This is a genomic window from Brevundimonas sp. (genome assembly GCF_019636155.1).
GTDB lineage: Bacteria > Pseudomonadota > Alphaproteobacteria > Caulobacterales > Caulobacteraceae > Brevundimonas.
This window is the reverse complement of sequence record NZ_JAHBYB010000013.1, coordinates 1-26,862: the sequence shown is the minus strand read 5'-3', so window position 1 is coordinate 26,862 and position 26,862 is coordinate 1. Positions and strand designations below refer to the sequence as shown.

Here is a 26,862-nt window from a genome sequence, read left to right as displayed (position 1 = left end):
GACCGCAGAAGGCCCGCGCGACGAACATGACTCGCCCAGGCTGCACGATTGATTATTGAGTTGCCCCCCCCCGTCGCCCCGAACGAGAGGTCAGACGCATTGATCTCGGGCGCATACCAATAGGCGGGGTCGCGACAGTCAGCCGAATCTTCTATCGGCGATATTGGCAAGGGCCTAGGCTCTGTGTGCTGCCTAGGGCGGCGATGCAACGGTCTAACGGTTCGCGTTCGACGGCCTCTCCGTTGTCGGCGAGACCATGACCCTGGGCTTCAGGCCCAGCCTTTCCCGCAGGCTCACACCGGTCTCGCCATAAGCGAGATCGAACCACCGTCCCTGGCCCGACAGCCAGATGTCGGCGCGATCCGAGAAGCCGCTATAGCGAATCTCGATCATCCGTCGCGAACCACCGACATACCAGACCTTACCGGGTACACACCCACTCGCGCCAGGCATTGATGCAAACTCTGGAACCTGCCCGTCCCTTGCCGCGCCGAGGATCGCCGCCTCAAGCGCAGGCTCGAACATAGCGGCAATTCGCTCGACATCTCCAGTACTCTGCGCCTCACAGAACCGGCGCACAGCATCGCGAAGCTGATCCGCCGCCTCGCCATCACGCATCTCCAGCATTGGCGCGCAGCCAGCGAGCGGCAGCGCCAACAAGGCGATCACCTTCATCGCCAAGCCAACGCCTCCTCGGCTAATATTGGAGCAGCGTCGCTCAGCACATTGATCACCAAACACCTGCACATCCGTTCCGCCTGCGCTTGTGATCCAAGGCTGCGAGATTTAGCTGCTCTAGGGAGCCTCGACTGTACCGCCAAATTATTCGGTGATCGCCACGAAGCGCCATTGCTGTGCGATCCGCCCCGGCCTGCACGGCCGATTGCGGATCACGTCACGGTTACTCTGGCTCTCCACGGTCGCGCACAGGCCAAGCCCGTTCACCAGCGTCTGGTCGCCCCTGTGCAGCCACATTTTTTCGCGACCGCGCCCGCAATCGCCGATATTCATCCCACCGTCGAGAAACCCCGCCGCCAGGCACCCGCTCTTGATCCGAAACTGGCCGTGCTGCGCTGCATTGAAGCTGAAACGCTGCTCGGAAACGTCCGCACACGGCGCCAGCCCCAGAAAGTTCCCGGCATCGATCCACGCAAGGCATTGCCCCTCGCGTCCGACAAGCTCGAACCGGCCGGTCATGTTGCGGTAAGTCTGCTGCGTGGCATCTACCTGCCGCCAGCCCTGCGGCTCCACCCGTACCGGACAGTCACCGGCGTAAACGCGTTCGCCCGAGCGCGATGAGAGACCCAGCAGCGCAAGACACCGCCCTTCACCATTGCGCACCTCTCCCGAGGAGGGAAGCCTCCAGGTCTGCGCGGGCGACCCGTCGCAGGCTTCCGCGAACAACTCGGGGTACAGGCCGCCGCCCCGCGGCGCCAGGCACTTGCCCGCATGGCGGATCGGACCACCCTCCGCGCCCGGCAACTCGATCTCCTGGGCGGGCGAACCGTCGCATTCGCGGCTTTCCGCCTGGCCCTCCCGTCCTGTCATTGACAGGCACATCCCCGGCAACCTTTCCGGCTGCAGCGTCACCATCTGCGTCGATATCGCGACGCTTGCGAACGCCCCTGCGAGTTCGGCAGCAGACCAGACGATGCTCATGTCATCGATCCCCCAAAACTCTGGATACGCGTATCAATCCCAGCGATAGACCCGCACTTCCATGAGACACGCCCCCTGGCTGCACTCTTTCATGATGCCTCGGAACCCGTAGGCCCCCGCCTCGGTGCTCGGAACCGATACTATCGGGTTGGCGTCACCCAGGAAATCGGAACCGACGACCTGACCCCACATGCCGGTCACTTCCAGGCCAGCATTGGTGCAATGTTGGTCACAGTAACCCACGAACAAATAGTTCGCGCCGGCCGACAGAGGGGGCGTCACAAACGATTGCCATCGGTCCTGGCGCAGGCTGGCCGCGCCACGTGTCACTCGGGTCAGGTTTCTGCCTTCCTGGCGCGAGTTAGCCTCGAAGGCGCTGAACCGCCGCTCGACATCGGCGGCCCGGTCTTGCGCCATAGCGGGCGAGGCGACACAGGCGCCGGCGATGACAAGGCAGGTCAAAATGCCACGGCTCTTCATAGGCGCCTCCGTTCTGCGTCCCAGATCGCCCTCTCTGCTGTGAAGACGCAACCCTATTCAATGGATGGCGTTCACCCGGCCCACGACCTCCGACGCCCGGCGGGGACACTGCAAAGCCGGTCGGTCTTGCCGAGGGGACCCGAGCCGGGGGCGGATCGCAGGTCGGCACCCGGGGGGATGCATCGGCGAGAATCATCAGAACCGCGCCGACCAAGGATACCGCCTTCCCGTATTGTGTGCTCTCTGGAACGTCAGGCGGCGGCGTACGCCGGCCCGAGCGGAGTCCGGCCTTGAGACCTCTCACGCACTTGAACATCCTGACGGCGATCGGCGTCATCCTCGCCGCCGTCCCGAATCTCGCCGCCGCGCAGGAGGTGGTTCCGCCTCTGCAGCCGCCCTACCCAACAGCGCCGCCGCCACAGAGATGGCCCATGGCGGTCCGATCGTTCGGCTTTGGATACGAGGCTTCCCGCCAGACCGAAGATGCGATCACGGCCCTGACGGTGCGCGGCTTTTTTCCGATCGCAGCGCCGGCGGAGCTAGCGGACCTGACCGAGCCGGCGCTGGATTGTCTGCGTCGTGATCGACAGGACTATGCCTGCATAAAGCAGGCGGTCAGCGGGATCACGTTCGAGCATCAGGATCCTCTGTCTCTAGTTTTCGTGGACGGTCGCCTGGAGGGAGACACTCTCTCGTGGACCTGTGTCGGGTCCGCTCGGATCGTCACGGTCGATTTCGCTCTGGAGGATTTCTTCAGCCCGGACCTGAGGGCGCGTCAGACAAGTCGCAACCGCGCCCTGGCCTGCATCGAACGCGCCCTCGGCTTCGATCGGACCCGCGAGCACACGGACCTCTAAGGTGCGAAGTTTCTGCGGCTTCCGCTCCCGCGCACGGTGAAAGGATACGGATTCTCCACGCGCGGTCGCTTTCCGTACCACCCCAGGCGTTCATGCCGTCGTCGCCCAGGATACGGATTCTCCACGCGCGGTCGCTTTCCGTACCCGTCGCCGACGGCGGCGCCGAGGCCCAGGAGATACGGATTCTCCACGCGCGGTCGCTTTCCGTACCCGACCGGGTTTAGGTATCAGCATCTGCAGGCTTTTCCGTCCTCTTCCTCCATCGACGAGAGGGACTTAAGCTTGGCGTTGAGAAAGGACGCTCAATGCGCCGAATCGTGCCAATCATCGCGCTTCTGATTGCAGCCGCATTTCATACTGGCGCGCTTGCGTGTTCATGCCGTCCCCTGGCCAATGCGGCGGAACATGCCGGGCAGGCCGACACGGTCTTTCGCGGTCGGGTGCTGACGAGCATCCCCGATCCAGCTGATCCTGAAGCTTTCGCGGTGACGACCTTCGAGGTGACGGCCCCGCTGAAAATGCTGCCGCGCTGGAGCCATCCAGACACGATCACCGTCCGGCATGCCTCTCGTCGGGAAGGCCCGGAGTGTTCGATCTGGTACGAAGACGGGCAGGAAGCGCTGGTCGTCGCGCGGATCGGCGGGGATGGATATCTCTACACCAGCTCGTGCGACGCTCCGCGCTGGCCCGAAAACGACTACCGCGCCGCCCTTTTCCTGGCGCCGGTTCCCTAGGCAGCCGCCTGGATGTTCGCCCCGGTTTCGAACAGTTCACGGCCGGATTCATGGGCCCTTCTGACCGCAGCACCGCTCCGTCTGTACTGAAAGCCTTGCCGTATCCTGTCTTCTCGGGAAGACTTCGGAAAATATAGTCTGGGAGCGCCCATGTCAGACCGCCCTCTCGTCGCCGGAGCCGTGAGCTTGGCGTTCGCCTCGCTCTTTCTCGTGGCGCCACCACCGGCGGGCGCCCAGAGCAGGCCGGGGGAGTGGTTCCCCGCTTTCGAAACAGACGCGATGTTCGGCGCTCTGGATCGAAGCTCCGTTGGCAAAGAGGAATCCCACGCCTTTCCGACCGACGCCGACGTTCGGGGTATCGATGTCCTGTTTGTGCCCAAGGCAGGAGCCATTTTCGACGGCGCGCAGTATGGCTATGTCGTGGCCCACGCGGTCGTGGCCTGTGATCGGAACGAGATCACTTGGGTAAGTGAGGCGTATTTCCATTTCGGCCAAGCCACGGTCCAGGCGGTGCTCTACCCGCCTGCCGCCGAGCGCAAGACAATCGTGCCGGACACTGTCGATTATCTGGCGGGCTACGGCGCCTGTACCGAGAATGCGATGACAGGTACGCCCGTTCCATCGGCCGACCAACTCGCGATCCAGGCCAAGGCCGGTCTGATGGCGTCGATTTCCCCGCCGGCCGGAACGGGCTGGATGGTCGTCCAGACAAACAGCCAGCAGGCCATGGCCCTGGATTTAGGGTCGATCCAACCGGCGGCAGGTCAGTATGCGGGCAACGACCTGTTGCAGGCGAGGACAGTCACTCTCAGCCGTGGCGGCACGATGCGCGACGGCGTCAGATACGACTATGTCACCCAAACCCACCTGATCCGCTGCCGGGCCGGAGCAACAGCCGTGGCCTACACCAATCTACATCATTTCGGCTCGCCCGCCGACAATCCTCGTCGGACTATCGGTCCGCGACTGGCGCCGGCGGAGCCCGGCTCGGCCGGGATGGAGGCGTTTATCGTCGCCTGCAACCTCGTTCCTGCGACGACAGAGACCTTTGAATTGGACGACTTATTGCGCGTCCTTCGGAGCAGGGTCGGACTCTGATATCGTGACGGCCATCTGTGGGCAACCACTGCCACAGAACGCGCCCCCATGCCAACTGGCGCGCCTGCTCCAAGATCGAGGACCGACCCGTCGCGCCGCCGTGTTCGACGACGAGTCGGGATTTCAGGCCATGCTCATGACGATCTTCACCGGAGCCCGCCGCGCTGGAACGCCGTTCCAATGGCGTCCATCAGGTCGTCCTCGCCATTGGGTCGATACACGGGCAAGGCGCGCCCGTCACAGATATAGCCCCGGATGTCGCTTCGCAGGGTGTCCCAGCTCATGCCCGACAGAGCCTCGCCGAAAGGCGCGTCATACTGCCGGATGTAAGAGCCGCTGGCGGAGATCAGACTGTTGGTCCCGTCGGGGCGAACCGTGCCGTCTTCGCAAGTGACCATGACCCCGATGCGATAATGACGGCCAATCTCGCCGCCGGGCGCCGGACGCGGATACAAGAAAAGATCGAACCCCGCCGACGGCTGGTCCGGGCGGTACATAAGCGCGATGACGTTTTCGGCGCGCCGGACCACGCCGACCGGATCCTGTGCCAGAGCGCTGACCGGCAGCGCGGCCAATAGCAACATCGTTCCAACGACGAATAGATTGCGCGGCATGACCTTCTCCAGACACCTTACTGACAATCCAGGATACATCCTGACGTGCCCCCCTCCCGTCCCCCGTCACTATGCTGCGCCTGCGGGAGCAGCCGTGAGGGGCTGGCCTTGGTCCTTCCATTACGGTTTTTCAGGTTTGGCAAGGCTGCGCCCCAATTCACGCAGTGACGTTCTCGACGGGCGCTTGAGGCGCGACCGTAGCATTTCCAATTCGCGAACCTCCTCGTGCGTAAGTAGGCGATCATCCTCTCCGACAATCTCCCGAATGGCGCGAACGATGTCCTCCGGCCCAGCCTCTTCGTCGTTGTGCGACGGGCCGGTCATGATGGATTGATCTGAAAGGGCGGAACCATGATCAAGGAGCATATCACAGTCTCGATCTACTGAAGCGTCCTCTGCGCCGCGCGGCGCAGCAAAGCTTGCACCGCCGCCTCCTTGGTCGGCCAGTGACCGCATTCGATGCCATTCAAATAGCCCGCGAAACGAACCTGGTTCTCAATCGTCAATTTCCGAACACCGAAAAACTGACGGCCACGCTGGAAGTGGATATAATGGTGATGAACATGCACGGGGCGCACTCCTTGGTTACGCCCAACCGCTGAAGGCCACTCAGCGCCTTATCAACATCCCGAAAACTCCTACGTCACCACCAAAACCCTTCTGCGTTTGCGTTCGCCGGGCCGCTCTGATACAGGCGCGCCTTCGCTTCGCCCGGCTTGCCGGACGCTGCGGGAAATCCGTGGGAGGCCGCCATGCCGCACCACGGCTCATCCGTGGGGATTAGTTTCCCCGCTACATAGGAGAGACCAATGGCCAAGAAGATTCTCGGCTACATCAAGCTGCAGGTGCCCGCCGGCTCCGCGACCCCGTCGCCGCCGATCGGCCCGGCCCTGGGTCAGCGCGGCGTCAACATCATGGGCTTCTGCAAGGAGTTCAACGCCCGGACCGAGAAGGAAGGCAAGGGCACGCCCCTGCCGACCGTGATCACCGTCTATCAGGACAAGTCGTTCACCTTCATCACCAAGACGCCCCCGGCGACCTGGTACCTGAAGCAGGCCGCCGGCCTGAAATCGGGCGCCAAGCTGACCGGCCGCGAGACGGTCGGCAAGATCACCCGCAAGCAACTGCAGGAGATCGCCGAGAAGAAGATGAAGGATCTCAACGCCAACGACATCGACGCCGCCGCGAAGATCATCGAAGGCTCGGCCCGCGCGATGGGCCTGAACGTGGTGGAGGGCTAAGATCATGGCCAAGCAAGCCAAGCGCATCCAGGCCTGGACGGGTGATCGTGAAGCCCTGATGCCGTTCGCCGACGCCATCAAGGCCGTCAAGGACAACGCCAAGGCCAAGTTCGACGAGTCGATCGAGATCGCCGTCAACCTGGGCGTCGACCCGCGTCACGCTGACCAGCAGGTCCGCGGCGTGGTCAGCCTGCCGTCGGGCACGGGCCGCGACGTCCGCGTCGCCGTCTTCGCCAAGGACGCCAAGGCCGAGGAAGCCAAGGCGGCCGGCGCCGAATACGTCGGCGCCGAGGATCTGTACGAACAGATCAACGGCGGCCTGATGGACTTCGACCGCGTCATCGCCAGCCCCGACATGATGGCCCTGGTCGGCCGCCTGGGTAAGGTGCTGGGCCCGCGCGGCCTGATGCCGAACCCCAAGGTCGGCACCGTGACCCCCAACGTCGCCCAGGCCGTCAAGGACGCCAAGGGCGGCGCGGTCGAGTTTCGCGTCGAGAAGGCCGGCATCGCCCACGGCGGCATCGGCAAGGCCTCCTTCACCCAGGAAGCCCTGGAAGCCAACGTCAAGGCCTATGTCGACGCCCTGGTGAAGGCCAAGCCGTCGGGCGCCAAGGGCACCTATGTGAAGCGCATCAGCCTGTCTTCGACGATGGGCCCGGGCTTCAAGATCGACCCGGCTTCCCTGGAAGCCTGATGCTGGGCCGCGGTCGTCGGCCCTTCGGGACCTCCGACCCGACGCGGCCTGACACCCTCAAGCAGCGAGCGACCGCGTCGCGAGCGTTAGGGCAATAAGACCGCCCTTAAGCAGCGAGACGCCGCGCGTCGAGCGTTAGGGCAAAAAAGAATGGGGCGGCGGTCTTCGGATCGCCGCCCTTTTTCGTGCTTGAAGATCGTGAGAGGGCTGACGGCGCGCCGGACTCGTTATAGGCGTGCGTCGCGTCCGGTGCGGACGGCTTCAGGAGGCGCCCATGCTCAGCTGGTTCCAGGCCCTGCTGCCGCGCGAGGACAATTTCTTCCGCCTGTTCGACGCCCACGCCGCCACCCTGGTGAAGGGGGCCGACGCCCTGCGGCGGATGCTGGACGGCGGGCCCGAGACTGATCGCTGGCGCCAGGCCATCGTGGATCACGAGCACGAGGCCGACGACATCGCCCGCGAGGTGCTGCACGCCGTTCGCCGCAGCTTCATCACCCCGTTCGACCGGTCGGACATCCGCGGCCTGACCAACTCCCTGGACGACGCCATCGACCAGATGCAGAAGACCGCCAAGGTCGTGGCCCTCTACGAACAGACCGCCTTTCCGCCCAAGATGCAGGCCCTGGGCGACGTCGCGGTGCGGTGCGCGGCCCTGACGGCCGAGGCGGTGTCCCTGCTGCCGGCCATGCGGCGCCATCACGACCGGCTGAACACCCTGACCGAACAGGTCGCCGGCCTCGAAAGCGACAGCGATACGCTCTACGACGAGGGGATGAAGGCCCTGTTCCTGGCCCATCGCGGCGGCCAGGCGCTGGATTTCATCATCGGCGCCGAGATCTACGATCACCTGGAAAAGGTGATCGACCGGTTCGAGGACGTGGCCAACCGCATCAACGGCGTCCTGGTCGAGCATCTGTAAGGGCGCCCCATGGACCACGCCCTGCTGATCCTCTGGTTCCTGATCGGCGTCGCCCTGCTGTTCGACTTCTTGAACGGCCTGCACGACGCGGCCAATTCGATCGCCACCATCGTCGCCACCCGGGTGTTGCCGCCCTTCTATGCGGTCGGCTGGGCGGCCTTCTTCAACTTCATCGCCTTCCTGTTCTTCGGCCTGCACGTGGCCGACACCATCGGCCGGGGCATCATCGATCCGGCGATCATCTCGGACCAGGTCATCTTCGGCGCCCTGATGGGGGCCATCAGCTGGAACGTCATCACCTGGCTGTGGGGCATACCCTCGTCCAGTTCGCACGCCCTGGTCGGCGGCCTGCTGGGCGCCGGGATCGCCAAGGCGGGAACGGGCGCGGTGGTGGTCGCGGGGGTGAGCAAGACGGTCGCGGCCATCTTCCTGTCGCCGGCGGTGGGGTTCGCCCTGGCCCTGCTGCTGGTGCTGATCATCTCCTGGCTGTTCGTCAGGGCCAACCCCGCCTTCGCGGACAAGGTTTTCCGGCGGCTGCAATTCCTGTCGGCCTCGGCCTATTCCCTGGGCCATGGCGGCAATGACGCGCAGAAGACCATGGGCATCATCGCCGTGCTGCTGATGTCCCGCGCCCCGGCGGGGACCGAGTTCCACGTGCCCTTCTGGGTCGTGATCACCTGTCAGGCGGCCATCGCCCTGGGGACCCTGTTCGGGGGCTGGCGCATCGTGCACACCATGGGGTCGCGCATTACCCGTCTCAGCCCGCAGCAGGGGTTCTGCGCCGAGACGGGCGGGGCCATCACCCTGTTCCTGGCCACCGGCCTGGGCATTCCGGTCTCGACCACCCACACCATCACCGGGGCCATCGTCGGAGTCGGGGCCGCGCGGCGGGCCTCGGCCGTGCGCTGGGGGGTGGCGCGGCGGATCGTGACGGCCTGGTTCGTGACCATGCCGGCGGCGGCGGCCATCGCGGCGGTCTTCTTCTGGCTGGGCGGGATGTTCCTGACGTGACGGACGTCATCGCCCCATCGCGTCCGGCCGAGCGGCGTCAGGTCGCGGCCCTGTGCTGGCGCCGGGGGCAGGGCGGGGTGCTGGAAATCCTGCTGATCACCTCGCGCGACACGGGCCGCTGGGTCACGCCCAAGGGCGGCCGGATGCCGGGCCTCAGCGACGCCCAGGCCGCCGCCCAGGAGGCGCTGGAGGAGGCGGGGGTCGAGGGCGAGGTCGGCGAAAGCCCCCTGGGCGAGTTCCGCTATCTGAAGCGGCTGAAACGCCGCGGCCCGCGCCCGACCCGGGTGACGGTCTTCGCCCTTCAGGTGCAGCGCCAGCACCCGGGCTGGAAGGAGGCGGCCCAGCGCACCCGCCGCTGGTTCCGCGCCGACCGGGCCAGCGTCATGGTCGATGAAACGGACCTGGGCGCCCTGATCCGGGCCTTCGCTTCGGATGAGACGCGGCTTGGCGCGGCGGACGATCACGGCTAGCGGTATCCGCGAAAGATCGTTCGCGTCCGGGTGGAGCCTGTCATGTCCCGCATCCTCGGCCTGGTGGCCGCCCTGTGCCTGGCGTTCGCCAGCCCCGTCCTGGCCCAGGAGCCGGACGCGCGCCGGGTCGAACTGGCCGAGCGGCTGATGGAGGCGTCCCAGGGCGACTATCTGAACAACCTCAGCAAGCTGATGGAGCAGGAGGTCACCTCGGCCATGGGCGGGATGGAGACCTTGCCCGCAGATCAGGCCGCCTGGCTGCGTCGCAATGTGCCGGACATGGCGGTGCGGATGGTCCAGGACATGCTGCCGCGCATCGCGACCCTTTACGCCGAGACCTTCACCGAAGAGGAGCTGGAGGCCCAGCTGGCGCTCTATGAGGGGCCGCTGGGGCGGTCTATCGCCAACAAGGGCATGCGGCTGGGCATCGCTCAGGCGCAACTGATGCAGGAGGCGCAGGTGCGCTACCTGCAGGAGATGATCACCAAATTCTGCGCCGATTTCGACTGCGCGGCCGGTATCGACAGCGCCAAGCCCGCCAGGCGTTGATTTTCCCGGCGCGCGCCTGTATGAGCGCCGCTTCCCGTCATGACCTCGCGTCGTGACGGTCCTGTCCGAGAACTTCGGGGTGCGGGGGCCGCCCGCGCCGTAACGGTCAGACAGCCGTCTGACGCCGTGGGGAGATGGGGACGCAACGGACGCTGGTCAGTCTCGCAACCGGGACGGATCGGGTTCGCGCTTCCTTCGGACAATACGACCGGCAGGACGTTTCGCAGCGATGCGGCGCGCCATGCCAATCCGTCGTCGGGAATGACCCCGGCGGCGAATACCAAGACTGGAGACCGCAATGGACCGCGCACAAAAGGCCGAGTCGATCGAGACGCTGAAGGGCGTCTTCGCTGACGCCGGCGCCGTGGTCGTGACCCACAACCTGGGTCTGACCGTTGCGGAAATGGAAGACCTGCGTGGCCGCCTCCGCAAGGAAGGCGCCGCGTTCAAGGTGATCAAGAACCGCCTGGCTCTGAAGGCGCTCGAAGCCGAAGAGGGCAGCGACTACCACCCCCTGTTCAAGGGTCCGGTGGGCATCGCCTACGCCCCCGATCCGGTGACGGCCGCCAAGGTCACCGCCGAATTCGCCAAGGGCAACGACAAGTTCGTCGTCCAGGGCGGCTTCATGGGCGACAAGGTGCTGGACGCCAAGGGTGTCGAAACCCTGTCCAAACTGCCGTCGCTGGACCAGATCCGCGCCTCGCTGCTGGGTCTGCTCAACGCGCCTGCGACCAAGATCGCCGGCGTGGTCCAGGCGCCTGCGGGTCAACTGGCGCGGGTGTTCAACGCCTACGCCACGAAAGACGCCGCTTAAGCGACTTCCATCTCTGCATAACCCTCTACTGAACCCAATCCTCCGAAGGAAAACGAACCATGGCTGACCTGTCCAAGATCGTCGAAGACCTGTCCAAGCTGACCGTCCTCGAAGCCGCCGAACTGTCCAAGCTGCTGGAAGAAAAGTGGGGCGTCAGCGCCGCTGCTCCGGTCGCGATGGCCATGCCCGCCGGCGGCGGCGCCGGCGCTGAAGCCGCTCCGGCTGGCGAAGAGCAAACCGAGTTCACCGTCGTCCTGGTCGACGGCGGCGACAAGAAGATCAACGTCATCAAGGAAGTCCGCGGCGTCCGCACCGACCTGGGTCTGAAGGAAGCCAAGGACCTGGTCGAAGGCGCTCCGCAGAACGTCGTCGAGAACGTCTCGAAGCAAGCCGCCGAAGAGCTGAAGAAGAAGCTCGAGGAAGCCGGCGCCAAGGTCCAGATCAAGTAATCTGTCCTGCGCCAGCCTCGCGGCTGACGATCGACGGGCCGGGGATCGCTCCCCGGCCCGTTTTTCGTGCAACAGGCGGTTTCGCCATTACAGCCGCACCCGCCCCTCTCCCAGCGGGAGAGGGACTTTAGGCATGCTCCTCACCGCGCCCGCGGCGCCAGGATGTCGCCCAGGCGGTCGGGCGTGCCGGGAACCCGCTCCAGCCGCGGATAGCGCAGGCCGCCGTGGTAGTCGAAGCTGACGGTGCGGACCCGGTCGCCGCGCTTCAGCGTCAGGACGATGGGATCAGTGCTGTCCTTGGCCGCCGTGACCGCCTCGCGCAGGCCCTCGGGCGTGGGCGCCCGGTCGCCGATGGCGATGATGTCCCAGCCCTTGGTCAGACCGGCCTGCCAGGCCAGGCCGCCCCACTGGACGCCGGTGATCCGGTTGGCGTTGCTGGCCATGAAGCCCAGGGAATAGGTGAAGTCGTTGCGGCCGTATTCGCTGTTCAGCGTTTTCTGGAACTCGGGCAGCTTGTCGTCATAGACCAGCCGGTAGCCGCTGCGGGCGATCCAGGACAGGGGCTCGATCGCCGTCGGGCCGACGCCGTCCAGCCGTTCGCGCAGGAAGGCGGCCCAGTCGTAGGGCATGACGCCGTTCAGGGCCGAGACGATCTCGGCGAACTCGAACGGCTTGGGATCCCACACCCCGTCGTCCATGCCGAAGAAGGCGCGGGCGAAATCGTCCAGCGACTTGCGGCCGTTGGTCTGTTCGCGGATCAGGGTGTCGGCCTCCAGCCAGATCATCTGGCCCTGGCGGTAATAGTCCTCGCTGCGCTGATAGCTGGGCCAGGCCTGGGGCCGGCGCTGGGTGTAGATCGGGTCGTTGGTGGTGTCCTGCAGGGCGCGCCACGCATTGCCGGGATTGTTGTCATAGGCGGCGGCGGCCGAGGCAAGGGACGCCAGGGCGTCCTCCTTGCTCAGCAGGCCCGAGCGCGCGGCCAGGACCAGGCCGTAGTACTGGTCGTTGCCCTCATAGACCCACAGCAGGCTGTTCTGCAGCGGGGTGTTGAAATTGTTGACCAACTGGTCCGCCGGGCGCCGGAATTTGCCGCTCCAAGAGTGGTTGTATTCGTGCGGCAGCAGTTCGCGATCACCGCGCAGGCCGCCCCAGTTGGTGAAGAAGGCCGGATCGGCGCTGTTCTCGGACGAGCGGTGATGCTCAAGCCCGATGCCGCCCAGCCGGTCGGTCAGGGCCAGCAGCATGTCGTAATGGTCGAAATGGCGGGCGTGATACAGCCGGTCGGCCTGGGTCACCAGGTTGCGCAGCAGCTGAATCTGCTCGTCGGAGGCGTTCAGGCTCTCGGGCTTGTCGGCGACGATGTGCAGCCGCACCGGCGAGCGGCCGCCCGGGTCCAGATCGACCATCCGATAGTGCATGCCGGCGAAGACCGGGCTGTCGCCCAGATGCTCCAGGGTGATGGGGTCGAAGCGGATCCAGCCGTCCTCGGTCGCGGTGGTCGGCATGGCCACGCCATAGCCCCAACCCTCGGGCAGTTTCAGCGTCGGGCGGAACATCATCCGGCGGTGGCTGTAGCCGGCCGGATAGAGCAGGGCCTTCTCCCACTGCACATTGACGATTTCGTCGGTGAAGACGGTGCGCTGGGTGCTGTCGTCGATCGGGGTCAGCCACTGGAACTCGACCTGAATGGAGCGGGCGCCGGCGGGGACGTCGATGTGGAAGGCGAAGGTGTCGACCGTGTCGCGCAGCCAGTCCAGCCGCTGGCCGTCGGCGGTGATCACCAGGCCGGCGATGTTGCGCATCGGCCCGACCGGGCCGTGATGGCCGGGAATCCAGGCCGGATACAGCAGGGTCATGGGACCGGCGGCCGCCACCGGGATGGTCTGGCGCACCGAGATGACGCGGCGCTGCACATCGGTGGCGTCGACCGCCACGTCGATGACGCCGGGATAGGCGATGTCCTGCGTCTCCGGGATCGGCGGCAGGGGCCGGGGCAGGGCGGGGGCCGCGGTCTGGGCCAGCGCCGTCCCATCGGCGACGATCAGCAGGGCGGCGGCGCAGACGGCCAGCAGGTGACGCTTCATCTTCGGAACCCGGATCATGGCCGCAGGACGCGCGGCGGCGCGCAGGTGACCCCGCGCCGTCCGGGGGGTCAAGCGCCGCACGGCCGCCGCAATCTTAAATCGGGTTCATGTTCGCCCGCCCGGCCGATCAGCCGGCGCGCGCGACGTCCAGCAATTCGACGGTGAAGATCAGCACAGAATTGGCCGGGATGTCCGCGCCGACGCGGCGCGCGCCATAGGCCATGTCGGCGGGGATGACGAACTCATAGGTCTCGCCCACCCGCATCAGGGCCACCCCCTCGGTCCAGCCACGGATGACGCGGTTCAGGGGGAATTCGGCCGGCTCGTTCCGTTTGTAGGAACTGTCGAACTCGACCCCGTCGATGCGCACGCCGCGATAGTGGACCTTGACCGTATCGGCGGCGACCGGCTGGGCGCCGTCGGGATGCGCCCTGCCCACCCGCCGATACTGCAGGCCGGAGGCGGTGGTGGTCCAGCCGCGACGCTGTCCGTTCCAGGCCAGATAGGCCGCCTGACCGGCGTCCCAGCCCTCCTGGCTGGCAGGGCCGGCGGGAACGGTCGGCGCGGGCGGGGCCGCCGGGGCGGTGGCGCAGGCGGCGAGCGAAAGGGCGGCGATGGCGGCGATGGCGGGGGCGATCAACTGGGTCATGTGGCTACGCTTAGCATCCTGTTGCGCCCTCAGAAACGGGGTTCAAGGAGGGGTCTGTTCGTCGCGTGGTCCAAGCGCCCCTCCATCGCCCCATCGTCCTTCTCCCCTTGCGGGAGAAGGTGGCAGGCGAAGCCTGACGGATGAGGGGTCTCTCCGGCGTGTGAGACGGCGTCGGATGCTGGCCCCGTCCGTCTCCTCCCTGTCGCGCAGCGATGGGGAGGTGGATCGGATGCGCAGCGGCCGAGACGGAGGGGGTCTGTTCGTCGTGTCCCGAAGAGCCCCTTAGCGCCCCATCGTCCTTCTCCCCTTGTGGGAGAAGGTGGCAGGCGAAGCCTGACGGATGAGGGGGGCTGGGTCCGCGCGATGGGCGTCTGATGATCAGCCTGGATCAGGCCTCCCCCTCATCCGACCCGCTGCGCGGGCCACCTTCTCCCACAAGGGGAGAAGGCTTGTTGGTTGCCCTATGCTCGCGACGCGGTCGCTCGCGGCTTGAGGGCAATGGCCTGCCCTATGCTCGCCGCGCGGCGGCTCGCGGCTTGAGGGCGGAATTGGCGGCGCCTCCGCGCCAGCGGATGCTGCGAAGTGATGGGAAGGCGGCGGAGCGTCGGGCCATCGCCCGGCGGGGATGTATGAGTGCCGTGTTCGGCGAGAGGTCTGACGCTCCGCACGGAGGGTTTCCACGAGCTCGGGGCGGGCGCCGATCTTTTCGGCTACTCCCGGTGGCCCGCGGCGGGCGGGCCGGGCCAACGACCCGGTCCCGGAACGGCCAGAGTAACCCCCTCGGCCCTCCCTCGGTCGCCGGACCCGTCGCCAATGACTGTCCGATCCGACGACCGCAGGCCCATGCGTGTGAGTGACACAACGCACAGCCCCGCTTCCTCCGCTCCCGCCGCCGCGAAGTCGCTGGCCTCGCGGCCTCCCCATGCGACGGGACCTGGGGAGTATAGGGCCGTTCTCAGCCCAGGCGTGTGAGATGATGTTGGCGGCGGGATTGGCGCGCGGGATCAGGGGGTTGGGTTCCCTGGCGCGCGCAGTTGGCGTTCCTGACCCTCTCCCGATGGGAGAGGGATGAGAGGGGTAGCTAAGGCCGCTACCGCCGCACGCCGCCGACGGAGTGGGGATCGGCCCTGGCCGGCCCGGCGGCGTGTTTCAGCCAGCAGAAACTCTTTTCGCGCGGCGGCGGGGTGTAGAGGGTGAAGGCGCGGCAACGGTCGTTGGCGGCGCACAGGGCGCGGCAGGCCTCGAAGTCGTCGGTCCGCACCTCGACCATGCCAAGGTCGTTGCCCGGACGGTCCTGTCCGTCTTCGCGAACGAAGCCGTTGACGACGCGGGACGGGGCCGGCGCGGCTGCGGGCGAGGCGGCGCAGTCGGCCAGTTCGGTGCGCAGGGCGCCGATGCTGACCGCATCCATCAGGTGGCGCTTGGTCGTCGCATCGACGCGCGTGTCCGGGGGAAAGCGGGCGGCGATCGCGCGGGACGAGGCCACGGCGCGTTCGGCCTCCTCGACCGACTGGCGGGTGCGGGCCATGTCGGCCTGGGATGCGCCATTGGTTTCGCCCAAGGCCAAAATCATCCGGCCCGCGCGGACTGACTCCGACTCGGCTTCGACCATGACCGAGGCCACGGCGAGACAGCGCGCGGGGCTGCCGACCGGGGCGACGCCGGTCTGTCGCGCGGACGAGGCGGCGCCCCAGCCGAGGGCGGCGGTCAGGGCGAGAACGGCCAGGATGGCGAGACGCATGAGGGCTTCTCCGAGGGTTCGCGACCGAGGATCGCCGCCCATCCCGGCGGGGGCCAGTTTCCTTTCCTGACGCGGCGGAAAAGAAACCGCGACCCCGGCCTTTATTTCGTCCGAAAAGCGAGTATATCAGCGCGTTCCGCATCACTCCGTACGAGTCGCGCGCGAAAGCGTCGAGGCCCGGTCCGTCGCCCTCCGACCGGTGCGAAGACGCGCTCCTCCCCAAGGGAGCCCTGCATTTCAGGCGTCCTGGCCCGGATCGGGCCGAGGGTGGACGCCGAAACCTTAAACGCCGCGGACGCCGGATAGGCGCGCCGTGGCCGCTGCATTGATTGCGGGTCCGCCTCCCGGCCCGCTGATTGGGAAAACAGAATGGCCAAGTCCATCGACGGTCTCGCGCTCGCCGCCCAGATCGCCTCCGCCACCTCGTTCACCGGCAAGAAGCGCATCCGCAAGTCGTTCGGGCGCATCCCCGAGGCGGTGCAGATGCCGAACCTGATCGAGGTTCAGCGCGCGTCCTACGAACAGTTCCTGCAACGCGACCGCTCGGCCCCGCGCAAGGACCAGGGTGTCGAGGCGGTGTTCAAGTCGGTCTTCCCGATCAAGGACTTCAACGAACGCGCCGTCCTGGAATACGTCACCTACGAGTTCGAGGACCCGAAGTATGACGTCGAGGAGTGCATCCAGCGCGACATGACCTTCGCCGCGCCGCTGAAGGTCAAGCTGCGCCTGATCGTGTTCGAGGCCGACGAGGAAACCGGCGCCCGCTCGGTCAAGGACATCAAGGAGCAGGACGTCTACATGGGCGACATCCCGCTCATGACGGACAAGGGCACCTTCATCGTCAACGGCACCGAGCGGGTGATCGTGTCGCAGATGCACCGTTCGCCGGGCGTCTTCTTCGACCACGACAAGGGCAAGACCCACTCGTCGGGCAAGCTGCTGTTCGCCGCCCGGGTGATCCCGTATCGCGGGTCGTGGCTGGATTTCGAGTTCGACGCCAAGGACATCGTCTATGTCCGCATCGACCGCCGCCGCAAACTGCCGGCGACCACCTTCCTCTATGCCCTGGGCATGGACGGCGAGGAGATCCTGCGCACCTTCTACGAGACCGTGCCCTACGAAATGCGGACCAAGAAGGGCGAGAGCGGCTGGGTCACCCCCTACAAGCCCGAGCGCTGGCGCGGGGTGAAGCCCGAGTTCGACCTGATCGACGCCGACACCGGCGAGGTCATCGCCCCGGCCGGAACCAAGATCAGCGCCCGCCAGGCCAAGAAGCTGGGCGAGACGGTCAAGTCGCTGTCGCTGTCGGCGGACGCCCTGATCGGCAAATATCTGGCCAATGACGCGGTCAACATGCAGACCGGCGAAATCTACGCCGAGGCCGGCGACGAGCTGGAGCAGGCCTCGATCGACCTCCTGGTCGAGAACGGCTTCACCACCATCGACGTGCTGGACATCGACCATGTCACGGTCGGCGCCTACATGCGCAACACCCTGCGGATCGACAAGTCGAGCAACCGCGAGGAAGCCCTGTTCGACGTCTATCGCGTCATGCGTCCGGGCGAGCCGCCGACGCCGGAAGCGGCCGAGGCGATGTTCAACAGCCTGTTCTTCGATTCCGAACGCTACGACCTGTCGTCGGTCGGCCGCGTGAAGATGAACATGCGCCTGGAAAGCCCCGAGGTCTCGGACGAGATTCGCGTGCTGCGCAAGGAAGACGTGCTGAAGGTGCTGCAGATCCTGGTCGGGCTGAAGGACGGCCAGGGCGAGATCGACGACATCGACAACCTGGGCAACCGCCGGGTCCGTTCGGTGGGCGAGCTGCTGGAGAACCAGTACCGCGTCGGCCTGCTGCGGATGGAGCGCGCCATCAAGGAGCGCATGTCCTCGGTCGATATCGACACGGTCATGCCGCACGACCTGATCAACGCCAAGCCGGCCGCCGCCGCCGTGCGCGAGTTCTTCGGTTCGTCGCAGCTGTCGCAGTTCATGGACCAGACCAACCCGCTGTCTGAGATCACCCACAAGCGTCGCCTGTCGGCCCTGGGCCCGGGCGGCCTGACGCGCGAGCGCGCGGGCTTCGAGGTCCGCGACGTCCATCCGACCCACTATGGCCGCATCTGCCCGATCGAGACGCCGGAAGGCCCGAACATCGGCCTGATCAACAGCCTGGCCACCCACGCCCGGGTGAACAAATACGGCTTCATCGAAAGCCCCTACCGGCGCGTGAAGGACGGCAAGGCCACGGACGAGGTGGTCTATATCTCGGCCATGGAAGAGGCCAAGCACGTCATCGCCCAGGCCAATATCGAGCTGAACAAGGGCGAGATCGTCGAGGAGCTGGTCCCCGGCCGGGTCAACGGCGAATCCCAGCTGCTGACCAAGGAAACGGTCGACATGATGGACGTGTCGCCGAAACAGGTCGTTTCGGTCGCCGCCGCCCTGATCCCCTTCCTGGAAAACGACGACGCCAACCGGGCTCTGATGGGAGCCAACATGCAGCGTCAGGCCGTGCCGCTGGTCCAGACCGATGCGCCTCTGGTCGGCACCGGGATGGAAAGCGTCGTGGCGGTCGACTCCGGCGCCGTGGTCGTGGCCCGTCGTGACGGGGTGGTCGAACAGATCGACGGCACCCGCATCGTGGTGCGCGCCACCGGCGACGTCGAGGCCGGCCGTTCGGGCGTCGACATCTATCGCCTGTCGAAATTCCAGCGTTCCAACCAGTCGACCTGCATCAACCAGCGCCCGATCGTGCGCGTGGGCGATGAGGTGAAGTTCGGCGACGTCATCGCCGACGGCCCGTCGACGGACCTGGGCGAACTGGCTCTGGGCCGCAACGCCCTGGTCGCCTTCATGCCGTGGAACGGCTACAATTTCGAAGACTCGATCCTGATCTCCGAGCGTATCGTGCGCGACGACGTCTTCACCTCGATCCACATCGAGGAATTCGAGGTCATGGCCCGCGACACCAAGCTGGGGCCGGAAGAGATCACCCGCGACATCCCCAACGTCGGCGAGGAGGCCCTGCGCAACCTCGACGAGGCGGGCATCGTGGCCATCGGCGCCGAGGTCCAGCCGGGCGACATCCTGTGCGGCAAGGTCACGCCCAAGGGCGAAAGCCCGATGACGCCGGAAGAGAAGCTGCTGCGCGCCATCTTCGGCGAGAAGGCGTCGGATGTCCGCGACACCTCGCTGCGTCTGCCGCCGGGCGTGGCGGGCACCATCGTCGACGTGCGGGTGTTCAACCGCCACGGCGTCGACAAGGACGAGCGCGCCATGGCCATCGAGCGCGCCGAGATCGAGCGTCTGGGCAAGGACCGCGACGACGAGCTGAAGATCCTCGAGCGCAACGTCTATGGCCGCCTGAAGCCCCTGATCCTGGGCAAGACCGCCGTGTCGGGGCCCAAGGGCCTGGGCCGCGGCGAGATCACCGAAGACAAGCTGGGCGACCTGTCGCGCGGCCTGTGGTGGCAGATCGCCCTGGACGACGAAAAGGCCATGGGCGAGCTCGAGGCCATGAAGAAGCAGTTCGAGGACGCCCGCAAGGCGCTGGACCGCCGCTTCGAGGACAAGGTCGAGAAGCTGCAGCGCGGCGACGAACTGCCGCCGGGCGTGATGAAGATGGTCAAGGTCTTCGTGGCCGTGAAGCGCAAGCTCCAGCCCGGCGACAAGATGGCCGGCCGTCACGGCAACAAGGGCGTCATCTCCAAGATCCTGCCGATCGAGGACATGCCCCACCTGGAGGACGGCACCTCGGTCGACGTGGTGCTGAACCCGCTGGGCGTGCCGTCGCGCATGAACATCGGCCAGATCTTCGAGACCCACCTGGGCTGGGCCGCGGCCGGCCTGGGCAAGCAGATCGCCGGCCTGCTGGAAGCCTGGCAGGAGGGTGGTCAGAAGAAGGCCCTGATCGAGCGGCTGCAGTCCGTCTATGGCAAGGACACTCCCCTGCCGTCGGACGAGGGCGAGCTGATCGAGCTGGCCCGCAACCTGTCCAAGGGCGTGCCGTTCGCCACCCCGGTGTTCGACGGCGCCCACATCAGCGACATCGAGCGCCTGCTGGAAGACGCCGGCCTGCACCGTTCGGGCCAGTCGATCCTGTTCGACGGCCAGACCGGCGAGCAGTTCAAGCGTCCGGTCACGGTCGGCTACATCTACATGCTGAAGCTGCACCACCTGGTGGACGACAAGATCCACGCCCGCTCGATCGGCCCGTATTCGCTGGTCACCCAGCAGCCGCTGGGCGGCAAGGCGCAGTTCGGCGGCCAGCGCTTCGGGGAGATGGAGGTCTGGGCCCTGGAAGCCTACGGCGCCGCCTACACCCTGCAGGAGATGCTGACGGTCAAGTCGGACGACGTGGCCGGCCGCACCAAGGTCTACGAGGCCATCGTCCGCGGCGACGACAGCTTCGAGGCCGGCATTCCCGAGAGCTTCAACGTGCTCGTCAAGGAAATGCGCTCGCTGGGCCTGAACGTGGAGCTGGAGAACGGCTGAGGCAGTGGAAAAAGTGATTAGTGGCTAGTGATTAGTGGCGAAAGCCGCCTCGTCCCAGCCACTAGTCACTAATCACCGACCACTGATCACTGTTCATCCGACACTATTTATCGCGGGCCAACCCGCAGCAAGGAAACCAAGATGAACCAGGACGTCCTGAACATCTTCAACCCGGTCCCGGTCGCCCCGACCTTCGACCAGATCAAGATCGCCCTGGCCTCGCCGGAGAAGATCCGGTCGTGGTCGTTCGGCGAGATCAAGAAGCCCGAGACCATCAACTACCGCACGTTCAAGCCCGAGCGTGACGGCCTGTTCTGCGCCCGTATCTTTGGCCCGACCAAGGACTATGAATGCCTGTGCGGCAAGTACAAGCGCATGAAATACAAGGGCATCATCTGCGAGAAATGCGGCGTCGAGGTCACCCTGGCCCGCGTCCGGCGCGAGCGGATGGGTCACATCGAACTGGCCGCCCCGGTCGCCCACATCTGGTTCCTGAAGTCGCTGCCGTCGCGCATCGCCCTGATGCTGGACATGGCGCTGAAGGACGTCGAGCGCGTCCTGTATTTCGAGAACTACATCGTCACCGAGCCGGGCCTGACCTCGCTGAAGCAGAACCAGCTGCTGAGCGAGGACGAATTCTACCAGTATCAGGAAGAGTTCGGCGATGACGGCTTCACCGCCGAGATCGGCGCCGAGGCCGTCCGCAACCTGCTGATGGGCATCGACCTGCATCAGGAAGCCGAGAAGCACCGCGCCGAACTGGCCGACAATCCGTCGGAGATGAAGGCCAAGAAGGCGTCCAAGCGCCTGAAGCTGATCGAGGCCTTCCTGGACAGCGGCAACAAGCCGGAGTGGATGGTGCTGACGGTCGTGCCGGTGATCCCGCCGGAACTGCGCCCGCTGGTGCCGCTGGATGGCGGCCGCTTCGCCACCTCGGACCTGAACGACCTGTATCGCCGGGTCATCAACCGGAACAACCGCCTGAAGCGCCTGATGGAGCTGCGGGCGCCGGACATCATCATCCGCAACGAAAAGCGGATGCTGCAGGAATCGGTCGACGCCCTGTTCGACAACGGCCGTCGCGGCCGGGTCATCACCGGCGCCAACAAGCGGCCCCTGAAGTCGCTGGCCGACATGCTGAAGGGCAAGCAGGGCCGCTTCCGCCAGAACCTGCTGGGCAAGCGGGTCGACTATTCGGGCCGTTCGGTCATCGTGGTCGGCCCCGATCTGAAGCTGCACGAATGCGGCCTGCCCAAGAAGATGGCGCTGGAGCTGTTCAAGCCGTTCATCTATGCGCGGCTGGACGCCAAGGGCCTGTCGGGCACGGTCAAACAGTCCAAGCGGATGGTCGAGCGCGAGCAGCCGCAGGTCTGGGACATCCTGGACGAGGTGATCCGCGAACACCCGGTCATGCTGAACCGGGCGCCGACCCTGCACCGTCTGGGCATCCAGGCGTTCGAGCCCAAGCTGATCGAGGGCAAGGCCATCCAGCTGCACCCGCTGGTCTGCGCCGCCTTCAACGCCGACTTCGACGGCGACCAGATGGCCGTTCACGTCCCGCTGAGCCTCGAGGCCCAGCTGGAGGCGCGCGTGCTGATGATGTCGACGAACAACATCCTGTCGCCCGCCAACGGCAAGCCGATCATCGTGCCGTCGCAGGACATCGTCCTGGGTCTCTACTACCTGTCGCTGGTCAAGGACGGCGAACCGGGCGAGGGCAAGCTGTTCGCCAACATCGGCGAGATCGACGCGGCGCTGGACGCCGGCGTGGTGACCCTGCACACCAAGATCAAGGCCCGCTGGACCGAGATGGACGCCGAGGGGCAGCTGGTCACCAAGGTGATCGACACCACCCCGGGCCGGATGAAGCTGGGCGCCCTGCTGCCCAAGAATCCGAACGTCGGCTATCGCCTGCTTGAGAAGAACCTGACCAAGAAGGAGATCGGCAACCTGATCGACGTGGTCTATCGCCACTGCGGTCAGAAGGCGACGGTCATCTTCGCCGACCAGATGATGGGGCTGGGCTTCCGCGAGGCGGCCAAGGCCGGCATCTCGTTCGGCAAGGACGACATCGTCATCCCGGCCAAGAAGGTCGAGTTCGTCGAGGAAACCCGCAAGCAGGTCGAGGAGTACGAGCAACAGTACGCCGACGGCCTGATCACCAAGGGCGAGAAATACAACAAGGTCGTCGACGCCTGGGCCAAGGCCACCGACCGGATCGCCGACGCCATGATGGGCGAGATCGCCCAGCCGCGCGTCCTGATCGACGGCCAGGCGCCGGACATCAACTCGGTGTTCATGATGGCCAACTCGGGCGCCCGCGGTTCGCAGGCCCAGATGAAGCAGCTGGGCGGCATGCGCGGCCTGATGGCCAAGCCCTCGGGCGAGATCATCGAGACGCCGATCGTGTCGAACTTCAAGGAAGGCCTGACCGTCCTTGAGTATTTCAACTCGACCCACGGCGCCCGCAAGGGTCTGGCCGACACCGCCCTGAAGACCGCCAACTCGGGCTATCTGACCCGTCGTCTGGTGGACGTGGCCCAGGATTCCATCGTCACCGAGGAAGACTGCGGTTCCACCCGCGGCATCACCCTGAAGGCGGTGGTCGAGGGCGGCGACGTCCTGGTCTCGCTGGGCCAGCGCGTGCTGGGCCGCTATGCGGCCGAGGACATCAAGGAGCCGGGTTCCGACACCGTCCTGTTCGCCGCGGACACCTATCTGCAGGAAGAAGAGGTCGAGGCCCTGGAGGCCGCCGGGGTCCAGTCGGTCAAGGTCCGTTCGGCCCTGACCTGCGAGGCCGAGGCCGGCATCTGCGGCATGTGCTACGGCCGTGACCTGGCGCGCGGCACCAATGTCAACATCGGCGAAGCGGTCGGCGTCATCGCCGCCCAGTCGATCGGCGAGCCGGGCACCCAGCTGACCATGCGGACCTTCCACATCGGCGGCACGGCCCAGGTGGCCGAGACCTCGTTCGTCGAGGCGACCAACGCCGGCAAGGCAAAGATCGTCGGCCCGACCGTCAAGGCCGCCCACGGCGACCTGGTGGCCATGAGCCGCAACGTGGTGGTCGTCGTCACCGTCGACGGCAAGGACCGCGAGACGCACAAGGCGCCCTACGGCGCCCGCATCCGCGTCAAGGACGGCGGCGACATCGCCAAGGGTCAGCGTCTGGCCGAGTGGGACCCCTACACCACCCCGATCCTGACCGAGGTGGGCGGGGTGATCCGCTTCGAAGACCTGGTCGAGGGCCTGTCGGTCCGCGAGGAAACCGACGAGGCGACCGGCATCGCCAACCGCGTGGTCTCCGACTGGCGCGCCAGCCCGCGCGGCTCGGACCTGCGTCCGGCCATGGGCGTCACCAAGGGCGACGCCTACGCCAAGCTGTCGTCGGGTTCGGACGCCCGTTACCTGCTGCCGGTGGGCGCGGTTCTGTCCGTGTCGAACGGCGACGAGGTCAAGCCGGGCGAGATCATCGCCCGCGTCCCGACCGAAGGCGCCAAGACCCGCGACATCACCGGCGGTCTGCCGCGGGTGGCCGAGCTGTTCGAAGCGCGTCGTCCGAAGGACTGCGCGGTCATCGCCGAGATGGATGGCCGCGTCGAATTCGGCCGCGACTACAAGAACAAGCGCCGGATCAAGATCACCCCGGAGCCGGATGCCGACGGCAACCAGGCCGAGGCGGTCGAGTTCCTGATCCCCAAGGGCAAGCACATCTCCGTCCACGACGGCGACCTGATCCAGAAGGGCGACTACATCATCGACGGCAACCCGGACCCGCACGACCTGCTGCGCATCCAGGGCGTCGAGGCCCTGGCCGAATACCTCGTCAACGAGGTGCAGGAGGTCTATCGACTGCAGGGCGTGCCGATCAACGACAAGCACATCGAGGTGATCGTCCGCCAGATGCTGCAGAAGGTCGAGGTCGTCGATCCGGGTGAAACCACCCTGATCAAGTCCGACACGGTCGAGGTGGCCGAGGCCGCCCTGGAGAACGCCAAGGTCGAGAAGCGTGGCGGCCGTCCGGCCATCACCCAGCCGGTCCTTCTGGGCATCACCAAGGCGTCGCTGCAGACCCGCAGCTTCATCTCGGCGGCATCCTTCCAGGAGACCACCCGCGTCCTGACGGACGCCTCGGTCAACGGCAAGAAGGACACGCTGGAAGGCCTGAAGGAGAACGTCATCGTCGGCCGGCTGATCCCGGCGGGCACCGGCGCCTATCTGCGCTCGCTGCAGAAGATCGCCAACGAACGCGACGCCGAACTGACCCAGTCGCTGGAAGCCGCGGTCGAGCCCCTGCCGGCCGACCTGGCCGCCGAGCTGGAGCATTCGGAAGGCTGATCGGCCTGACGATCCGAGACGGGAAGGGCGGTCTGGCGACGGGCCGCCCTTTTTCGCGCCCTATCGCTGGCGCTGGCTGGAGTTGTGGGTGGTGGTCGCGCCCTGGCGCATGTCGACGCCCTGGACGTCGGGCAGGTGGGCGCCGGCGCAGCCGACCCCGAAATTCGATCCCGGACAGTCACCCGGCCCGACCACTCCTGTCCCGCCCGACAGGGGCCGGCGCCGGGCTTCATAGCGGCGTAGCTCGCGCTCGCCCTCGGCCGCGAACCGGGCGTCGCGTTCGGGGTTGCCGGTTCCCGCCAGGGGTGCGGCGCGGCCGGCGGCGGCGTTGAACCTCTGATCGCACAGGGCCTGTTCGGCGGCGCTGAGCCGGTCGAACATCATGCCGCAGCCGGGCAGGCCCTGGCGCAGGGTGCGCGCCACCCCGTCGCCCAGGCTCTCGCGCCGAACCTGCCAGGCGCCGTCGGGCGGGGCCGGGGCGCCCGCGGGGGCCGGGGCGGCCATGCGGCCGGCCGGGGCCTGGGGCGTCTCGTCCTCCTCGCGTCGGCTGCGGGGGGCGACGGGCGCGGCCTCCGATGCTGGCGCCGTGCGCGACAGGGCGGGGGTCGGCGCCTCGACCGCAGCCGCCGGCTGTCGCCGTCGTTCGCCCTGCAACAGGGGGCGTGGCGTGAGATCGAGGGGGATGGCCTGCCGGACCGGCTCGAAGGCGGGCAGGCTGGGCGCGTCGAAAGTGCGCAGGGCCATATAGCCCAGCACCACGGCGTGCAGGGCCACCGACGCCGCGACCAGGGCCGGCAGCCGCCCGCGCTCCGCGCCTCTGGGCCAGGTCCAGTCGATCCGCCTCACACGCCCTCCCGCTTTCGCCCAGTGGAGCCAGCGACCGTGGCCGTATTGGGGCTGGCCTTTCTGACCGTTCCGCTTGACCTTGGGCCCGGCGCCGCGTAAAGGGCGCGCACTTTCGAGGCGGGCGGTTCGCCGTCCCTCGCGATCGTCACAATCGAACGGACGGGCTGAGCCCGCCGGAACGCCCGAAGCGCGCGTTCCGGCTTTTCTGTTTGAGCCGGCGACACGGTCTCGCAAAGCCGCCCGGGCGGGGAAACCCTTTCCCGTTCAGAAGAAGGTCCATGAGGCGCTCCGGCCGAAAGGCACACGCCTCCATACAGAAGTCGAGACGGTATCGAATGCCCACGATCAACCAGCTGATGCGCAAGCCCCGCAAGCCCAAGCCCACCCGTAACAAGGTGCCGGCCCTGGAGGGTTCGCCCCAGCGCCGCGGCGTCTGCACCCGCGTCTACACCACGACCCCGAAGAAGCCGAACTCGGCCCTGCGTAAGGTCGCCAAGGTCCGCCTGGCCAAGAACGGCTACGAAGCCGTGTGCTACATCCCCGGCGAAGGCCACAACCTGCAGGAGCACTCGGTGGTCCTGATCCGCGGCGGCCGCGTCAAGGACTTGCCCGGCGTCCGCTACCACATCCTGCGCGGCGTGCTGGACACGCAAGGCGTCAAGGACCGCAAGCAGCGCCGTTCGCACTACGGCGCCAAGCGTCCGAAGTAATCCGCCCTGCGCGCCCTATAGATTCAAGAGGATACATCCATGTCCCGTCGTCACCGCGCCCAGAAGCGTGAAGTCCTGCCGGATCCCAAATTCGGTGACCTGATCGTCACCAAATTCATGAACTACGTCATGTACGAAGGCAAAAAGGCCGTCGCCGAGAACATCGTCTACGGCGCCTTCGACATCCTGGCCGAGAAGAAGAAGGACCAGGAGCCGGTCGCCACCTTCCATACCGCCCTGGAGAACGTCGCCCCGTCGGTCGAAGTGCGTTCGCGCCGGGTCGGCGGCGCCACCTATCAGGTGCCGGTCGAGGTTCGTCCCGACCGTCGCCGCGCCCTGGCCATCCGCTGGCTGGTCAACGCCGCCCGCAACCGTGGTGAAAACACCATGACCGAAAAGCTGGCCGCCGAA

At 66.5% G+C, this 26,862-nt stretch carries 25 protein-coding genes; 15 read left to right on the top strand and 10 right to left on the bottom strand.

Features of this window, described 5'->3' with window-relative positions:
* Positions 1–213: 213 nt before the first annotated feature.
* The 3 genes from KF910_RS12465 to KF910_RS12455 form a co-directional block, all read right to left on the bottom strand.
* A complete protein-coding gene (locus KF910_RS12465; RefSeq protein ID WP_292263365.1) occupies positions 214–681 on the bottom strand; it encodes a hypothetical protein in 468 nt (155 codons plus the stop codon).
* 141 nt (positions 682–822) lie between these two features.
* Positions 823–1,659, bottom strand: a complete 837-nt coding sequence (locus KF910_RS12460; RefSeq protein ID WP_292263362.1) for a ricin-type beta-trefoil lectin domain protein — start codon at positions 1,657–1,659, stop codon at positions 823–825.
* A 33-nt stretch (positions 1,660–1,692) separates the two neighbouring features.
* The gene (locus KF910_RS12455; RefSeq protein ID WP_292263361.1) at positions 1,693–2,139 is read right to left on the bottom strand and encodes a hypothetical protein; all 447 of its coding nucleotides are present in this window, start codon (positions 2,137–2,139) and stop codon (positions 1,693–1,695) included.
* A gap of 308 nt (positions 2,140–2,447) precedes the next feature.
* Here KF910_RS12455 and KF910_RS12450 point away from each other — a divergent pair, with 308 nt between their 5' ends.
* The 3 genes from KF910_RS12450 to KF910_RS12440 all read left to right on the top strand — a co-directional run bounded on the left by KF910_RS12450 (position 2,448) and on the right by KF910_RS12440 (position 4,828).
* A complete protein-coding gene (locus tag KF910_RS12450; protein ID WP_292263359.1) occupies positions 2,448–2,996 on the top strand; it encodes a hypothetical protein in 549 nt (182 codons plus the stop codon).
* 305 nt (positions 2,997–3,301) lie between these two features.
* On the top strand, positions 3,302–3,730 hold the full coding sequence (locus tag KF910_RS12445) for a hypothetical protein (protein ID WP_292263358.1): 429 nt from the start codon (positions 3,302–3,304) through the stop codon (positions 3,728–3,730).
* Between the two features lie 186 nt (positions 3,731–3,916).
* Positions 3,917–4,828: a hypothetical protein gene (locus KF910_RS12440; RefSeq protein WP_292263356.1), complete on the top strand. Its 912-nt coding sequence runs from the start codon at positions 3,917–3,919 to the stop codon at positions 4,826–4,828.
* Positions 4,829–4,974: 146 nt separating this feature from the next.
* On the opposite strand, the gene KF910_RS12435 is transcribed toward KF910_RS12440, so the two are convergent.
* The 3 genes from KF910_RS12435 to KF910_RS12425 all read right to left on the bottom strand — a co-directional run bounded on the left by KF910_RS12435 (position 4,975) and on the right by KF910_RS12425 (position 6,011).
* Positions 4,975–5,442, bottom strand: coding sequence for a hypothetical protein (locus KF910_RS12435; protein ID WP_292263355.1), 468 nt, complete (start codon positions 5,440–5,442; stop codon positions 4,975–4,977).
* A 120-nt stretch (positions 5,443–5,562) separates the two neighbouring features.
* Positions 5,563–5,808 carry a hypothetical protein gene (locus KF910_RS12430; protein WP_292263353.1) on the bottom strand — a complete coding sequence of 82 codons (246 nt, stop codon included), beginning with the start codon at positions 5,806–5,808 and terminating at the stop codon, positions 5,563–5,565.
* A gap of 14 nt (positions 5,809–5,822) precedes the next feature.
* A complete protein-coding gene (locus tag KF910_RS12425; protein WP_292263351.1) occupies positions 5,823–6,011 on the bottom strand; it encodes a hypothetical protein in 189 nt (62 codons plus the stop codon).
* A 240-nt stretch (positions 6,012–6,251) separates the two neighbouring features.
* Here KF910_RS12425 and rplK point away from each other — a divergent pair, with 240 nt between their 5' ends.
* The 8 genes from rplK to rplL all read left to right on the top strand — a co-directional run bounded on the left by rplK (position 6,252) and on the right by rplL (position 11,589).
* Positions 6,252–6,683: a 50S ribosomal protein L11 gene (gene rplK, locus KF910_RS12420; protein WP_292263350.1), complete on the top strand. Its 432-nt coding sequence runs from the start codon at positions 6,252–6,254 to the stop codon at positions 6,681–6,683.
* A 4-nt stretch (positions 6,684–6,687) separates the two neighbouring features.
* Positions 6,688–7,377, top strand: a complete 690-nt coding sequence (gene rplA / locus KF910_RS12415; protein ID WP_292263348.1) for a 50S ribosomal protein L1 — start codon at positions 6,688–6,690, stop codon at positions 7,375–7,377.
* Between the two features lie 274 nt (positions 7,378–7,651).
* A complete protein-coding gene (locus KF910_RS12410; RefSeq protein WP_292263346.1) occupies positions 7,652–8,296 on the top strand; it encodes a DUF47 domain-containing protein in 645 nt (214 codons plus the stop codon).
* 9 nt (positions 8,297–8,305) lie between these two features.
* Entirely contained in the window at positions 8,306–9,307 is a 1,002-nt protein-coding gene (locus KF910_RS12405; RefSeq protein WP_292263344.1) for an inorganic phosphate transporter, read from the top strand.
* Entirely contained in the window at positions 9,304–9,777 is a 474-nt protein-coding gene (locus KF910_RS12400; RefSeq protein ID WP_292263342.1) for an NUDIX hydrolase, read from the top strand. The genes KF910_RS12405 and KF910_RS12400 overlap by 4 nt, the downstream gene beginning before the upstream one ends.
* Positions 9,778–9,819: 42 nt before the next feature.
* Positions 9,820–10,326 (top strand): DUF2059 domain-containing protein, encoded by a 507-nt coding sequence (locus KF910_RS12395; RefSeq protein WP_292263340.1) that lies wholly within the window; start codon positions 9,820–9,822, stop codon positions 10,324–10,326.
* A gap of 298 nt (positions 10,327–10,624) precedes the next feature.
* Positions 10,625–11,140, top strand: a complete 516-nt coding sequence (gene rplJ, locus KF910_RS12390) for a 50S ribosomal protein L10 (RefSeq protein WP_292263338.1) — start codon at positions 10,625–10,627, stop codon at positions 11,138–11,140.
* A gap of 59 nt (positions 11,141–11,199) precedes the next feature.
* The gene (rplL, locus tag KF910_RS12385) at positions 11,200–11,589 is read left to right on the top strand and encodes a 50S ribosomal protein L7/L12 (RefSeq protein ID WP_292263336.1); all 390 of its coding nucleotides are present in this window, start codon (positions 11,200–11,202) and stop codon (positions 11,587–11,589) included.
* A gap of 140 nt (positions 11,590–11,729) precedes the next feature.
* On the opposite strand, the gene KF910_RS12380 is transcribed toward rplL, so the two are convergent.
* The 3 genes from KF910_RS12380 to KF910_RS12370 form a co-directional block, all read right to left on the bottom strand.
* Complete coding sequence (locus KF910_RS12380; RefSeq protein WP_323805639.1) at positions 11,730–13,754, bottom strand: peptidase M61; 2,025 nt, start codon at positions 13,752–13,754, stop codon at positions 11,730–11,732.
* Positions 13,755–13,800: 46 nt separating this feature from the next.
* A complete protein-coding gene (locus KF910_RS12375; RefSeq protein WP_292263334.1) occupies positions 13,801–14,322 on the bottom strand; it encodes an FKBP-type peptidyl-prolyl cis-trans isomerase in 522 nt (173 codons plus the stop codon).
* 1,090 nt (positions 14,323–15,412) lie between these two features.
* The gene (locus tag KF910_RS12370; protein ID WP_292263332.1) at positions 15,413–16,063 is read right to left on the bottom strand and encodes a PAN domain-containing protein; all 651 of its coding nucleotides are present in this window, start codon (positions 16,061–16,063) and stop codon (positions 15,413–15,415) included.
* A 369-nt stretch (positions 16,064–16,432) separates the two neighbouring features.
* On the opposite strand from KF910_RS12370, the gene rpoB reads away from it, so the two are divergent.
* Positions 16,433–20,557, top strand: a complete 4,125-nt coding sequence (rpoB, locus tag KF910_RS12365; protein WP_292263330.1) for a DNA-directed RNA polymerase subunit beta — start codon at positions 16,433–16,435, stop codon at positions 20,555–20,557.
* A gap of 141 nt (positions 20,558–20,698) precedes the next feature.
* A complete protein-coding gene (gene rpoC, locus KF910_RS12360; RefSeq protein WP_292263328.1) occupies positions 20,699–24,895 on the top strand; it encodes a DNA-directed RNA polymerase subunit beta' in 4,197 nt (1,398 codons plus the stop codon).
* Positions 24,896–24,955: 60 nt separating this feature from the next.
* On the opposite strand, the gene KF910_RS12355 is transcribed toward rpoC, so the two are convergent.
* Positions 24,956–25,741: a hypothetical protein gene (locus KF910_RS12355; protein WP_292263325.1), complete on the bottom strand. Its 786-nt coding sequence runs from the start codon at positions 25,739–25,741 to the stop codon at positions 24,956–24,958.
* 335 nt (positions 25,742–26,076) lie between these two features.
* Between KF910_RS12355 and rpsL the strand changes: the two genes are divergently transcribed.
* Positions 26,077–26,451 (top strand): 30S ribosomal protein S12, encoded by a 375-nt coding sequence (rpsL, locus tag KF910_RS12350; protein ID WP_292263323.1) that lies wholly within the window; start codon positions 26,077–26,079, stop codon positions 26,449–26,451.
* A 39-nt stretch (positions 26,452–26,490) separates the two neighbouring features.
* Positions 26,491–26,862: 30S ribosomal protein S7 (gene rpsG, locus KF910_RS12345; RefSeq protein WP_292263321.1), on the top strand; the 372-nt coding region annotated here is incomplete at its 3' end.

What these genes read in the sequence shown, in the direction of transcription:
- KF910_RS12460 (WP_292263362.1), bottom strand. Translation starts at nt 1,659, where the DNA reads ATGAGCATCGTCTGGTCTGCTGCCGAACTCGCAGGGGCGTTCGCAAGC.
- KF910_RS12455 (WP_292263361.1), bottom strand. Translation starts at nt 2,139, where the DNA reads ATGAAGAGCCGTGGCATTTTGACCTGCCTTGTCATCGCCGGCGCCTGT.
- KF910_RS12445 (WP_292263358.1), top strand. Translation starts at nt 3,302, where the DNA reads ATGCGCCGAATCGTGCCAATCATCGCGCTTCTGATTGCAGCCGCATTT.
- KF910_RS12435 (WP_292263355.1), bottom strand. Translation starts at nt 5,442, where the DNA reads ATGCCGCGCAATCTATTCGTCGTTGGAACGATGTTGCTATTGGCCGCG.
- KF910_RS12430 (WP_292263353.1), bottom strand. Translation starts at nt 5,808, where the DNA reads ATGCTCCTTGATCATGGTTCCGCCCTTTCAGATCAATCCATCATGACC.
- rplK (WP_292263350.1), top strand. Translation starts at nt 6,252, where the DNA reads ATGGCCAAGAAGATTCTCGGCTACATCAAGCTGCAGGTGCCCGCCGGC.
- rplA (WP_292263348.1), top strand. Translation starts at nt 6,688, where the DNA reads ATGGCCAAGCAAGCCAAGCGCATCCAGGCCTGGACGGGTGATCGTGAA.
- KF910_RS12410 (WP_292263346.1), top strand. Translation starts at nt 7,652, where the DNA reads ATGCTCAGCTGGTTCCAGGCCCTGCTGCCGCGCGAGGACAATTTCTTC.
- KF910_RS12405 (WP_292263344.1), top strand. Translation starts at nt 8,306, where the DNA reads ATGGACCACGCCCTGCTGATCCTCTGGTTCCTGATCGGCGTCGCCCTG.
- KF910_RS12395 (WP_292263340.1), top strand. Translation starts at nt 9,820, where the DNA reads ATGTCCCGCATCCTCGGCCTGGTGGCCGCCCTGTGCCTGGCGTTCGCC.
- rplJ (WP_292263338.1), top strand. Translation starts at nt 10,625, where the DNA reads ATGGACCGCGCACAAAAGGCCGAGTCGATCGAGACGCTGAAGGGCGTC.
- rplL (WP_292263336.1), top strand. Translation starts at nt 11,200, where the DNA reads ATGGCTGACCTGTCCAAGATCGTCGAAGACCTGTCCAAGCTGACCGTC.
- KF910_RS12375 (WP_292263334.1), bottom strand. Translation starts at nt 14,322, where the DNA reads ATGACCCAGTTGATCGCCCCCGCCATCGCCGCCATCGCCGCCCTTTCG.
- KF910_RS12370 (WP_292263332.1), bottom strand. Translation starts at nt 16,063, where the DNA reads ATGCGTCTCGCCATCCTGGCCGTTCTCGCCCTGACCGCCGCCCTCGGC.
- rpoB (WP_292263330.1), top strand. Translation starts at nt 16,433, where the DNA reads ATGGCCAAGTCCATCGACGGTCTCGCGCTCGCCGCCCAGATCGCCTCC.
- rpoC (WP_292263328.1), top strand. Translation starts at nt 20,699, where the DNA reads ATGAACCAGGACGTCCTGAACATCTTCAACCCGGTCCCGGTCGCCCCG.
- rpsL (WP_292263323.1), top strand. Translation starts at nt 26,077, where the DNA reads ATGCCCACGATCAACCAGCTGATGCGCAAGCCCCGCAAGCCCAAGCCC.